We start from the raw sequence: 13,195 nt of genomic DNA on the forward strand, positions 1-13,195 counted from the left end.
ATCTTTAGTTTTTTAAGTCTGGATATTTATGGAACAGGCTGTTCCATTTCAGCCGGATAACTCCGAACACGGCTTCTCCGAAAATACTGCTGTTCATCTTGGATGTTCCCAGTTCGCGGTTGATGAAGATAACCGGCACTTCCTTTACATTCGCTCCGCATTTGTAAGCGGTGAATTTCATTTCTATCTGGAAAGCATACCCTTTGAAGCGGATGCCGTCCAGATTGATGGTTTGCAATACCTTGCGGCGGTAGCATACAAAGCCGGCGGTAGTGTCATGTATGGGCAATCCCGTGATAAACCGTACATATTTGGAAGCGAAATAAGACATCAGCACACGTCCCATAGGCCAGTTTACCACATTCACGCCGCTGACGTAGCGCGAGCCGATGGCCACATCCGCTCCCTCTTCGGTACAAGCCCGGTAGAGGCGGGGTAGGTCTTTGGGGTTATGGCTGAAATCGGCATCCATTTCGAATATATATTGGTAGTCGCGTTGCAGAGCCCATTTGAATCCGGCTATGTAGGCCGTACCCAGTCCCAGTTTTCCCTTACGCTCCACCATAAACAGGCGGTGGGGAAATTCGCGTTGCAAGTCTTTTACGATGGCGGCTGTGCCGTCGGGAGAACCGTCTTCGATGACAAGTATGTGGAATCCGTGTTCCAGGGCAAAAACGGCACGGATGATATTCTCGATATTTTCCCGTTCATTGTAGGTGGGGATGATGACAATACTGTCTGATGTCTGCATATTCATTGAAAATAGATGGAGCTTGTTATTGGGAACAAAAGTAGTGCTTTTCTATTACTTACAGATAAAACTAAGGATTATTTATGTATTTTTGCAACGGAAATTCGTTATGGAACATTTATGAGTTTACACAGATTATCGGTTTCTCTTAATCTGTGTGACTTTGTGTAATCTACGGTGAACTAAAAAAGACAGCAATGATTATTACCGAACTACAACAATTATACGCCACCCACCCCAATGTAGAAGGCATGTGCAAGTTGCTAAAGGACAATTCCGTCCGTCATCTCTATTGCAGTGGTTTGTGCGCCTCTGCCGCCTCACTGTTTTCATCCGTGCTGGTGCAGCGGGCGGAATGTCCGTTTGTCTTTATCCTCGGCGATTTGGAAGAGGCGGGATATTTCTACCACGACCTGACACAGATTTTGGGAACCGGACAGGTGTTGTTTTTTCCTTCTTCTTTCCGCCGTGCCATAAAGTACGGCCAGAAAGATGCGGCTAACGAGATTCTCCGTACGGAAGTGCTGAGCCGTTTGCAAAAGGGAGAAGAGGGGTTTTGTGTAGTTACCTATCCGGATGCGTTGGCGGAAAAAGTTGTATCCCGTAAGGAACTGGGAGATAAAACCTTGAAGCTTCATGCCGGCGAAAAGGTGGATATGGACTTTGTTACGGAAGTGCTGCGCAGCTATGGGTTCGAGTATGTGGATTATGTGTACGAGCCGGGGCAGTATGCTGTGCGCGGCAGTATTATCGACGTCTTTTCCTTTTCGTCCGAGTTTCCTTTCCGTATCGACTTTTTTGGAGATGAGGTGGAGAGTATCCGTACTTTTGAAGTGGAGAGCCAGCTTTCCAAAGAGAAGAAAGAGGAGATTGTCATTGTCCCCGATTTAAGCCGTAGCTTGGAGCAAGGGGGGAATGGTGGCATGGTTTCTTTCTTGGATTTTCTGCGGCCGGATACCTTGCTGGCGATGCGTGATTTCCTTTGGTTGCGGGAGCGTATTCAGGTCGTCCACGATGAATCGCTTACCGCACAGGCTATTGCAGCCTGCGAAGCCGAAGAAAACGGTGCAATCTCTCTGGAAGGTAAGTTGATTGATGGAGGAGAGTTTACTTTGCGTGCCCTTGATTTCCGCCGCATGGAATTCGGTACGAAGCCCACCGGAACGCCGGATGCGACAGTTGCATTCAGCACCGTTGCACAGCCTATCTTCCATAAGAATTTCGACTTGGTGGCAGAAAGTTTCCGCGACTATCTTTCCCGCAACTATACCCTCTATATATGCAGCGACAGTCTGAAGCAGACCGACCGTATCCGCGCTATCTTTGAAGACCGGGGAGATAATATCTCCTTCACACCCGTTGAACGTACCCTGCATGAGGGTTTTGCCGACGATACGTTGCGTCTCTGCATCTTTACCGACCACCAGCTTTTCGACCGTTTCCATAAATACAACCTGAAAAGCGATAAAGCCCGCAGTGGCAAGGTGGCCCTGAGCCTGAAGGAGCTGAACCAGTTTACCCCTGGAGATTACGTGGTACATACCGACCACGGCGTGGGGCGTTTTACGGGATTGGTACGTGTTCCCAACGGAGACACTACGCAGGAAGTAATGCGCCTGGTCTATCAAAATGACGATGTGGTCTTTGTCTCCATCCACTCTTTGCACAAGGTTTCCAAGTACAAAGGCAAAGAAGGTGAAGCTCCCCGTCTCAACAAATTGGGAACCGGTGCGTGGGAGAAACTGAAGGACCGTACCAAGACCAAGATTAAGGATATAGCCCGCGACCTGATAAAACTCTATTCGCAACGGCGCGAAGAGAAAGGCTTCCAATACAGTCCCGACAGTTTCCTGCAACGGGAGCTGGAAGCGTCTTTTATTTACGAGGATACCCCCGACCAGAGCAAGGCGACTGCCGACGTAAAGGCGGATATGGAAAGTGCCCGTCCCATGGACCGGCTGGTATGCGGCGATGTAGGATTCGGCAAGACCGAGGTTGCCATACGTGCCGCTTTCAAGGCGGTGGCGGACAACAAGCAGGTTGCCGTTCTCGTTCCCACCACTGTCCTTGCCTACCAGCATTTCCAGACTTTCAAGGAGCGTCTGAAAGGTTTGCCTTGCCGTGTGGAATATTTGAGTCGTGCCCGGACGGCGGCACAGACTAAATCCGTTGTCAAAGGTCTTGCGGGGGGGGAGGTGAATATCCTTATCGGTACGCACCGCATCTTGGGCAAGGATGTTAAGTTTAAAGACCTCGGCCTGCTGATTATCGATGAGGAACAGAAGTTCGGCGTTTCCGTCAAGGAGAAACTCCGCCAGTTGAAAGTAAACGTGGATACCCTGACCCTGACCGCCACTCCCATTCCCCGCACTTTGCAGTTCTCCCTGATGGGTGCGCGCGATTTAAGCGTTATTCAGACGCCGCCTCCCAACCGTTACCCCATTCAGACGGAGGTGCATACTTTCGGTGATGAGATTATCACTGATGCCATTAACTTCGAAATGAGCCGCAACGGACAGGTGTTCTTTGTAAACAACCGTATCTCCAATCTTTCGGAACTGAAAGCGATGATAGAGCGCAACATTCCCGATTGCCGTGTCTGTATCGGTCACGGACAGATGGAACCTGCCGAACTGGAGAAGATTATTCTCGATTTTGTCAACTATGATTATGACGTCTTGCTCGCCACCACCATTATCGAGAGCGGTATCGACATACCGAACGCCAATACCATCATCATCAACCAGGCACAGAATTTCGGTTTGAGCGACCTGCACCAGATGCGCGGCCGTGTGGGGCGCAGCAACAAAAAGGCTTTCTGCTACTTGCTTGCTCCCCCCTTGTCCTCGCTTACTCCTGAAGCCAAACGCCGCCTGCAGGCCATCGAGAACTTCTCCGATTTAGGTAGCGGTATCCACATTGCCATGCAGGACCTCGACATCCGCGGTGCGGGTAATATGCTCGGCGCGGAGCAAAGCGGTTTTATTGCCGATCTGGGCTACGAAACTTATCAGAAGATATTGTCCGAAGCCGTACGTGAGCTTAAGACCGACGAATTTGCCGACCTCTATGCTGATGAATTGAAAGGCGACGGTACTATCAGCGGCGAGCAGTTTGTTGACGAATGCCAGGTGGAAAGCGATCTCGAACTGTTGCTGCCCGCCGCCTACGTCACCGGTAGCAGCGAACGTATGCTGCTCTATCGCGAATTGGACGGATTGACGCTGGACAGAGACGTAGATGCTTTCCGTGCCCGTCTCGAAGACCGTTTCGGACCTGTTCCGCCCGAAACGGAGGAACTGCTCCGCATCGTTCCCCTACGCCGTCTTGCAGCGCGTCTGGGAACGGAAAAGGTGTTCCTTAAAGGCGGTCGCATGACGCTGTTCTTTGTTTCCAATCCGGACAGCCCTTACTATCAGAGCCTGGCTTTCGGCAAAGTCATCGCCTACATGATGAAATATACCCGCCGTTGCGACCTGCGTGAGCAGAACGGCAAGCGGAGCATGGTGGTGAAGGACGTCACTACCGTGGAAGAGGCTGTGTCGGTGTTACAGGAGATTGTGGCGATGCAGGCGGAAGAATGATTCTATTGGCTTACGACTTTATTCTAAATTCCGGAACATGAGTTGGCATCGGCCATACGGGCAAAGGAGCAATATGCTCGTGGAGAATATATCTTTGTTTATTATTGATATAATGAGAGAAGTCTTCAAAAACGGATTCGATATGCTCCGTTTTTGAGGACTTCTCTGTATATAAGCGGTAACCGGATATCCTCAACTATTTGAGTGCATCCGTAAAATGGTCTCCGTACTGAGCGGTATTGTAAATGATTGCCCACAATGAAGCCCATAGTATTCCGCGGCCGTAGTATTTATTGTCGGTGGTACTTGCCAGCGCACTATAAGTCGGTGTCCAGGTATTGGTATGCTGGCTGTCGCCGATAACTATAATTCGCCTTTGCAGGTCGACAGACAAGGAACATCCGTAACCGGGCACTTCCAGTACATGGGTTACTCCGGTAGGCGTGTCAAAGCTTCCGCTTATCCCGTCTCTATAAAACAAGGCGGTGAAGTCAATGGATTGCGACGGCTTGTAATTGCTGAACGGTCCGTTTTTGACAATATAATCCCATACAGGATCGTTGGAATGAGTTCCGACCCAAGTTGCAGATATGCTACTGTTGCTCTTGTAGGTATATCCCAATGAGGCGATCTTGGTGAACAAGGCCTGATTATCCGCGACACTGTTGTCAAGAGTGATTACGGTAATTCTGTTCTTGCCGGGACTGCTCTTGAGCCAAGTAAGCAGATTGTCATAATAATTTGCAATTCTGCTTGTGTATGTTCCCGAGAAGAGAATGTTCACATTGTCCGGAATGTCTGCGCCTACTCCCGCATTGTTATTGTCGCTGTTCGGCAAAGTCGGTACTGCCGGAGTATAGACTATTCCTTGAGGACCGAAGAATGTGCCGTAATTGCCGTATTCGCGGAATGTGCTGAAAATGCCGTTGCCGAGTGAACCGTAGCCACCGGAAAGATTGGCGGTGTTAATCGCTATGGGCTGAAGCACCGTTCTTACGATAGCCAGACGGATTGTTACTGCCGTTCCGGCCAAAGTAAGTTTTACATTATAGGTGATGTTCCGGTTGGCGTCCTTGTACAGTGTTTTGGGAAAATTGACCTTGAATTTGGTACTCATGGTGTATTCGCTTCCCCAAGACATCTCCGTACCGTTTTCGCCGGTCATTTTTATATTGTACGCATGAGCCGTTGCCGGTTCGGGTTGTTCCAGTTCGGCAATCCATCGCATCCCGCTACCGCCTTGCAGAGTTATAAGTTGGGTCTCGTCCGCATTTTCGGATATGTAAAGCGTGTTGCCCGGAACTCCTGTACCGAATGACATTGGTTGCTGGCTGATGTCGATTACATGAGACTTCACTCCGGGAGAGGCTTTCAAAGCCAGATAGAGCCGGGCTTTCAGGATACCGTTGCCTTCATTATGACTTTTGGCCTTTACGGTGATACGGTTGAGCTTGGGATCGGACGCATCGTGCGTGTCCTTTACTTCAAAGACTGCCGCATCGTTGCCTTCAAGCACGTATTCCCATTCGTTGACGGTTGAGCCGTCTGCCGTCAATCCGGGGTTGACAAGGAACGAATTGGTATTGTTGCCGGTGATTGTCAGTTCACCGTCGTATTCAAAGTCGATGGAAGCAATATCCGGTGTCAGCGTAAATCCGGGCACACCGTCCTGAATCAGTAACATGGTGCCTTGTACCGAAGGGTCTTCTTTCAAGCTGACTACCATAAAACCATAACGCGGACTGATACCTGTGTTGCCGGTATGGGTATAGACGGGAATAATGTTGTTTACAGCTTTACTGCTGTCGTAATCGGTTACGGCGGCGGAACCCGTTTGGGCAAAAGAGAAGAAAGCACCGGCTCCCGGGGGATAGATGCTTGCGCTCCACTCTCCCGAACTCTTTACTGCAATGGGAGATGCAGCCACACCGGCGGTATTGCCAAAATGGGAAATGGTTTTCGGGTTCAGTTCTAGATAGAGGTCTCCGCCTTCCAACTGTACCACGTCTATGGTCGCTTTCAGATTGCCGAAAGAGAGTTCGACGATTCCGCTGCGCCGGTCTTTTACATTGTCCAGTGCAGTGGCCGATACGGTCAGTGTTTTGCCGTTCAGAGTGGCGGACAGACCGTTGTCCAGCACCTTTTTGCTGACGGATAACGTCCCTTCGCCAAAAGTGAATATGCCCAAATCATAACTGCCGCCATTGGGGGTGAACAGAACTTTTTTGGAAGGTATGGCCAGAATGTTGTCACCATCGAATTGCACCGTGCCGTGGCTGTCCATATCCCAGTAGTTGATGGAGTAACTTAAAGAAGTCAGTGTGCCTTTATAGGCTTCCAGTTCGGTGGCATATCCTTCTTTCTTTACGGAATTGACGGTAAGTTTGTACACATTATTGCGTTTGAGCGACTGTCCCGATTCCAGCGGGTGTACATTGACGCGGTGATACGATGCCGTACCGCTCTGCTTGTTTCTTACTTTGATGATGAGGCAGGTAGTCACCTGGTCGTTCTGTTTGGGGGCGGGTACATAGTTTTCGTATGCGTATAGTTTTCCTACAATGTCGGCACCGGCTTCGCTCTCCACTCCGTAGAGTCTTGCAATTCGTTTCGCCGCTTTGTCGAAAGCAGTAGGCTCTCCGTTCCACACAAAGAGGGAAGGGTATCCGTTCCATACGGAAACGGATTCAAGCGTATATCCTGCCGCCGAGTTATACACGTCGAAACGGGCAACGGAACGTTGCAATACTATGCTGATTTTAGTATCTTCCGATTCTTTTCTAAGCGAAGCGCTCATAAGCAATGCTTCGCTCACTATCGGTTTTGTAATATATTCGGGGATATCTGCGGATGTACCTGCCATAAAAGCCTGTACTTCCGCCCGGGCTGTTTTGAAGTTGCTGTTCTTAATGGCGTTTTTCCAGTCGTCCATACTTTGCGAACCGTCTGTGGGCAGATAGTTGCTTCCCATATTGGCTACAGCTAAAATATCATAAGCATCTGTCGTTTTTAGTCCTATATCCGAAAAGTCGAACACAATGTCGGTATTCATCTCCAAGGGAGAGCCGGATGCAGAGGTCAGTTCTTTCCAGCCTTTGAATGTGCCGGTACCGTTACCGTTTGATTCGAAGAAAATCAAATCGAGCGTTTTTATATTTTCTTCCCCGGCTTCCGGTGCGATGGCCGCACGTGTAGCCAATCCGCTGGCAGGGTCTTGTACACTGAAGCTGATAGTCAGTTTTCTGTTTTCTTGTGGAATGAGCCCGCTATCGTCTTCCAAATTGCAAGACGTGAAAACGGCCGGTATCAGAAGAAAAGCATACCATAATATTTTTCTCATTATGTTGATTGTTTTTATTGTAATGATGTTATATAATTATTCTCCTAAATCGGTGCTGATGTCGCCATCCAGTTCCCAGTCGTTCTGCCCTTGATTATACAGGTGTATTTGTATTTCCAGTCTGATTCGTCCGGAAAGCAGCACGATTGTATCGGAGTTGGTACCGGCGGAGTTTTTATCGTAGTCTCCCAAAGCCGTTATTTTCAGTCCGGCAGGATAGCCGTCGGCATCGTTCACAAACAGGGCTTCGAAGCGGTTGTTGCGGATGCCGTTTGCGATGTTTGTGGCAGGCCCGTTTAGGTCCGTTTTAAAAACCATGGTAATAGCTTCTGACAGGATGTTGCTTTTCATGCCGATAGTAACAGCAGAGTTTGCCTTGCGGTATAATACCGCTTCACGCTTTTCCGTCCACAAGTAGTAATTGCCGCTTGCTCCCATCTGTCCTTCCGTCATGTCCCATTCTATGATGTTGACATTGATATGGACGGAAGGCTGGCTGGCGGCTGTTGCCTTATCCGCATATCCCGGACCGTCGGCAGAATTGATATTGAATACGTACTTCTTGTTCCGTATGATTTTGATGAGCTTGTCTGCATCGGTATCTTCAAAATCAACGGGGTAATAGCCTTTCGTTCCTTTGTATTCGGCTCCGATGACGAGGCGGGTATGCTTCTTGTCTGCAGTTTCGTTCTCCGTATCGTTGTCGTACAGATAAAGCTTGTTGGCAATGGAACGGTCGGTGCTGTTGTAGCTGTCCGATTCCAAAGTCAGGCCGGTCTGCATATCTGCGGGTGAAGAGGCTTCCAGAGCCTGCCCATCTGTAACATTAGCAGGGACGTTGCCTAAGAAGCCCTTGTCGGGCACATGAAACAGGGTGATGTCTTTTAATATAAAATAGTCGATGCCATTGGCTACATACACATCTACTGATGCGACCGAACGGGTCAGGCTCAGTAGCGGCCAATAATTGATTACACGGTCGTTTACATCCTGCTTCTTCAGCATTCCCCACATGGGCAGGCTGGTAAAAGCTGTATTTTCCTGGAGCAGCCTTTGAGGGTTTGCATCAACCAAGGTTTTTCGAAAGACTTCCCAATCCGCCTGCTGCCTGTATTGTTTTTCCGTGGCTTTATCGGGAAGCATTTCCCCGATGAAGCTACGGCAATTGGCCAAGAAATAGGCATCGTAGTCTTTGCCTACGGGAAGAGTCGTCCGCAACTTTCCGTTTATCTTGAAAGTCGCCCGCCAACATATAAACTTTCCGTTGGAATCGAAAAGCAATATATCCAGATTATCGATGATGTTTTCGTCCGGAGTGGCTGACGGGACATTGCGGGGCGTTCTGTCCGCTGCAACAGTAATTTCCACTTCGGATTCGTCCGAAGCGTACGTAATGGGAGTTTCGTCTTCAATCCTTGACTGACACGACCAAAGTCCCGCCAATGCGCATATTGTTAATAGTATAAATGATTTTCTCATATTTTTACCGTTTTTTTATTAAAGTACAGTCACTGCCTTACGAATCTGCCATGAGCCGACTGTAATAATCGCTTCCATTTTCGTCGGTCTGATTACAACATTGATTTGTGCGCCTCGTAGCGCTTGAGTCTCCGTATCTACGCTCAGGCAGGCTGCTCCGTCTTCAAGAATCGTGACAACAATGTTGTCTCTCTGCCCGGTTGCCGAATCGACGGAAGCAGGCATGACCTTGTTCTCCGCAACGTATTCATTGCTGCTTTCTATATAGGCGAAGCTGTCTTCTATCACAATCCTGCTGCCGTTTTGTTTGTCTTCAGCAATATTGTATGAATGGGATGAACCGTAAATGGCCATGCTGAGTGTTCCGGAGTATCGGGTTGCGAAATTGCTTCCTTCTTCTATGGTGACGGAAATGCTGCATAACTGTTTTTGGACATCGACACTGAGAATACGGTTTTCCTGTCGGTTGTGGGTAAACGCCATACTTCTCAGGAAGAGTTCCTGCATGGAACCGTTATAGGCAGATGACAGCTTCGTGGCATGTTCGCCCATACTGAACCTGGCGGTGGAATAGCTTTCATCGTCATGCAATGCGGGGGAAGTCTTTTTGATATCCTCGTTGCCTGTCAATGTCCATGCCACAAGATAGGCATTTCCCGAATAGGACAACTCAAGAGGGTAAGGCTTACCCCCTTTGATGTTTTCATAGGGGATATGCCTTTCATTCATCTTTTTTCCCTGGTCGTCATACAGATATAATTCTATGTCTTCGGCTATGGTTTGGTCAAAGCCGGCCGTGTTGCCGTCATACGTGAAGAGCAGATTCAATGAGCCCTCGTCACAACCTGTGTGAGGACCTTCATGGGTACATCCGGTGAGGGATAATGCCATTGATATTATTAGAATTACTTTCTTCACGATATTTGTACGTTTATAGGTCTACATCTTGGGTTCTGACATCCCACTTGGCTACTTCAATGTCTATTGTAATGCTGCTTTCGGAAGGGTCGATAACAGGTCCTTCTTCTTCGGCTTCTTTCGGAGTACCCCATCCTACGGTAGTGATGTCCTGCATCGTGATGCGGTAAATGCTGTTACGGAATATTTTCCAAGCGTCGTCTTTCAGAAGATTGACTCTCCAGTAGCGGGTCACATCTGAAACTCCTGTGCCAGAGAATGTTCCCTTGATGATGAAAGCCACAACTTCATCTTTGTCGAATACCGTTGCCGCCTGTCCGTTGCCGCCTTGCAGCATGGTAGGAATGTTTTCGTATACATAGACCGGTTTGTCGTAGCCAGCCGGCAGGAAGCCGTTTGATGTTTCGCTGTTATCATCGCTTTTTACGGAATATACGGTCTCTACAGTTGCACCGTCGGGGCTGAATGTAGTTTTGAAGTTGGATGCAGTGGCAAAACGTTCCCAGTTTGTCAGGTTCTCGTATTCAAAAGCCAGTGATTGGTTGATGCCGTTGATTACCATATAACCCTTGAATGTCCATTTCAAATCGTTTGGAACGGTTTCGGAAGTGCCGAGTCCCAATATTTTAAGCAACTCGGCATCGGGTATTTTTATTTCGTTGGTAGGGGCTACCCTGGGGCTTTCAACCTTACTCAGCAAACGGCGTATGGAAAGGCTTAATTTGTTTGTCTCGCCTTCCACTACATTGGCCGTCCCTTCTGCCGCCATGGCAAACCCGAGGGAAGTACTGATGTCCGAACGGGAGTTTGTGCCATCCAAAGAAAGCTCTTTGTATGAGCTGCTCTTTTTGAAATCTGCCAAAGAGGCAGGGGCGGGTGAGGGTTCACCTAAGTTTTGGTTGGCAGCAGTAAGGATGGTCAGACTGCCGGCGTTGACAAGGAATGTGTATTGATTGTCGGATGCCACGCTTGCCGGTTTATAATACTTCTGGAAAGAACCGTCGCTGTTGAAAACAAAGAACTCCAATGAGTTGATGTCGTTTTCGTTGGTTGCGCCCGTTTCTTCTCCTGTCAGTGCACGGGTGTCGGCATTTCCTTTTATATTGACGGTAATGGGGGTTAACTCACCTTTGCCGGGAGTCGGATGATTGTCTGAATCATTGCATGACAGCAATGTGAATGCAGTTGCGGAAACTGCCAAAAGATTTCTTAATTTCATAATTAAAGTTTTGTTAAGTTATTAGAAAAGTGAATTGCATACTCCCTGTCGGGAGTCTTTTTATTTTATATTCTTATTTTTTTTCGTAAAATACCTTGATACAGGTGCTTGAACGGAGTGCCGGAAAGAAGTTCTTCAGCATATAACGGTAAGGGACTCCGGCTTTCAGGTACATAAGTTCGTTCTTTCTGCCACGTTTGCCCGAGCTTCCCTCGACGGGAGTGACACTGAGAATATTGAGTACCGTTTCCTTATCCGGCATATCGGATTTACCGACCATCTGGGACAAACCGTACCAGTCTATCTTGCCGTTAATTACCTCGAATGTACCGGAGTCGAGCCGGGTGTGCCGCATCAGATACTTTTTCAATGCAGCGGCGCGAAGCATTGCAAGGTCGGAGTTTATGCGGATATCGCCATCGGGAGACGCATAACCTGCAATCAGGATATGACTGATGCGACTGTCGGGAGACTGGTTAATCTTCAGGATAATATCGACCAGTAAATCCAGATTCCGACTGTTGTTCCGGTATTCGGGAAGCAGGGTTGCCGAACCAGTTTTAAATAAAATGGAAACAGCATTGCTCCGGTTTTCTTCATCAAATTCGCTTCTCGTGGACTCGTCAGCCAGAAAATCGTAGTCTTGAGCCAGCTTTTCGGCAGTAGTAAGAACAGGTATGACAGTTTCGGCGGTATCGGTAAATTGTACGATTTCCACATCCGGGTCCTGAAGTATTCTGTTGTTGACAACGGCTGTTGTCAGTATGGCTTGTTTGGCGCATAATTTAATGTTGCTTTCAAAGGTAAGTATGCTTCCTCGCATCCAGTCTTCGTATTTCATGGTTGCATTGTACTGTAATGCAGGGGACATCCTCTTCCTTTTGCCAATTATTGCAAAAGAGGGGAACCGTGCTTGATGAACGCCATCGGAAATTACCGGAGTAACCGTAATGCGTTCCGGCTTTCGGGTATTGAACCGGGCGGAAGCACAACTGAAGCTGAGCTCTATACTGTCACCTGTATTCCGCACTTGAATTTGAGTGATGGACAGGTGTCTTCCCTGAGACCCGCTTTCTGTTGATGCCCGGGCATAGGCAGGTATCAGTAGTGAAATGAATGAAATGATGATAATAATAGGATTCATTAGGTTTATATTTCTCCGGATTATTTAATGTTGTAGATTAATGAAATGCCTATTTGGGTGGGCCCGAAATAGGTCTTTTCAGCATGTTCGGACTTGTTACAGCACCAGTCCCTGTTATCTGTCTTGTCGAATGTGAATTGCACGACTCCTATTCCAAGGTAAGCCTCTATGCCCCATCTTTTGGAGAATGCCCAACTGTATCCGTAATTGATTCCGACTCCTGCTCCCCAACCTTCGTAGCGATAGTTCTTATCGAGCATGCTGAATAGGCTATACCCGGCGATATTGTATTTTGTGACAATGCCATGAATGCCGATAAAATGTCCGTTTGATGCTTCACAAAGCCAGTATCTCACTTCGGGTTGCACTAACCAATGTACCAGCTTGTCATTATCGCCTTTTTTCCCTTCACGGTTCCATGGATTATAGCTGCCGACTATGTTGAGGCTTATCTGTGGGGTTATTCCTATTTCCAAACCCAGATTGGGAGTTAAGGTAGCAGCGTACAGGAGATTTGTTTTGAGAGCCAGATGTGTCTTTTTCTTTTTTATTTTTTCCCATGAGGCGGTTGTGTCGATGTCGATCATCACTTCATTGGTCGGCGGACTGTTTTGCGCTTGTGTCCAAGAGTGTGCCGATAATACCCCTATGAGCATAAGCAGAAGTTTATATTTAGAGTATCGGATTCTGTTTTTAATTGTACGCTGTATCATTGCTACTGACTTTTTGTTACCAACCGATTGCTTTTAAGAGAGTGTTG

8 protein-coding genes are annotated in these 13,195 nt (G+C 48.1%); 1 reads left to right on the plus strand and 7 read right to left on the minus strand.

From position 1 onward, the window contains the following. Window positions 1–4 precede the first annotated feature (4 nt). Entirely contained in the window at window positions 5–757 is a 753-nt protein-coding gene (locus AB5903_RS05775) for a polyprenol monophosphomannose synthase (RefSeq protein ID WP_016661339.1), read from the minus strand. A 191-nt stretch (window positions 758–948) separates the two neighbouring features. Between AB5903_RS05775 and mfd the strand changes: the two genes are divergently transcribed. Then, window positions 949–4,335 carry a transcription-repair coupling factor gene (gene mfd, locus AB5903_RS05780; protein WP_272710225.1) on the plus strand — a complete coding sequence of 1,129 codons (3,387 nt, stop codon included), beginning with the start codon at window positions 949–951 and terminating at the stop codon, window positions 4,333–4,335. A gap of 196 nt (window positions 4,336–4,531) precedes the next feature. Here mfd and AB5903_RS05785 read toward each other — a convergent pair whose 3' ends face one another. The 6 genes from AB5903_RS05785 to AB5903_RS05810 all read right to left on the minus strand — a co-directional run bounded on the left by AB5903_RS05785 (window position 4,532) and on the right by AB5903_RS05810 (window position 13,148). Next, a complete protein-coding gene (locus AB5903_RS05785) occupies window positions 4,532–7,675 on the minus strand; it encodes a hypothetical protein (protein WP_272710228.1) in 3,144 nt (1,047 codons plus the stop codon). A 36-nt stretch (window positions 7,676–7,711) separates the two neighbouring features. Further along, window positions 7,712–9,154, minus strand: coding sequence for a fimbrial protein (locus tag AB5903_RS05790; RefSeq protein WP_272710230.1), 1,443 nt, complete (start codon window positions 9,152–9,154; stop codon window positions 7,712–7,714). An 18-nt stretch (window positions 9,155–9,172) separates the two neighbouring features. Continuing rightward, complete coding sequence (locus AB5903_RS05795; protein WP_117857861.1) at window positions 9,173–10,072, minus strand: FimB/Mfa2 family fimbrial subunit; 900 nt, start codon at window positions 10,070–10,072, stop codon at window positions 9,173–9,175. Between the two features lie 13 nt (window positions 10,073–10,085). Further along, window positions 10,086–11,291: a fimbrial protein gene (locus AB5903_RS05800; protein ID WP_005654870.1), complete on the minus strand. Its 1,206-nt coding sequence runs from the start codon at window positions 11,289–11,291 to the stop codon at window positions 10,086–10,088. A 73-nt stretch (window positions 11,292–11,364) separates the two neighbouring features. After that, on the minus strand, window positions 11,365–12,435 hold the full coding sequence (locus AB5903_RS05805; RefSeq protein WP_005654872.1) for an OmpA family protein: 1,071 nt from the start codon (window positions 12,433–12,435) through the stop codon (window positions 11,365–11,367). A 20-nt stretch (window positions 12,436–12,455) separates the two neighbouring features. Continuing rightward, window positions 12,456–13,148, minus strand: a complete 693-nt coding sequence (locus AB5903_RS05810) for a DUF3575 domain-containing protein (protein WP_005654874.1) — start codon at window positions 13,146–13,148, stop codon at window positions 12,456–12,458. Window positions 13,149–13,195 lie beyond the last annotated feature (47 nt).

It is taken from the genome of Bacteroides sp. 2201st1_D9_2201SCRN_220225 (assembly GCF_040928965.1).
Taxonomy (GTDB): domain Bacteria; phylum Bacteroidota; class Bacteroidia; order Bacteroidales; family Bacteroidaceae; genus Bacteroides; species Bacteroides stercoris.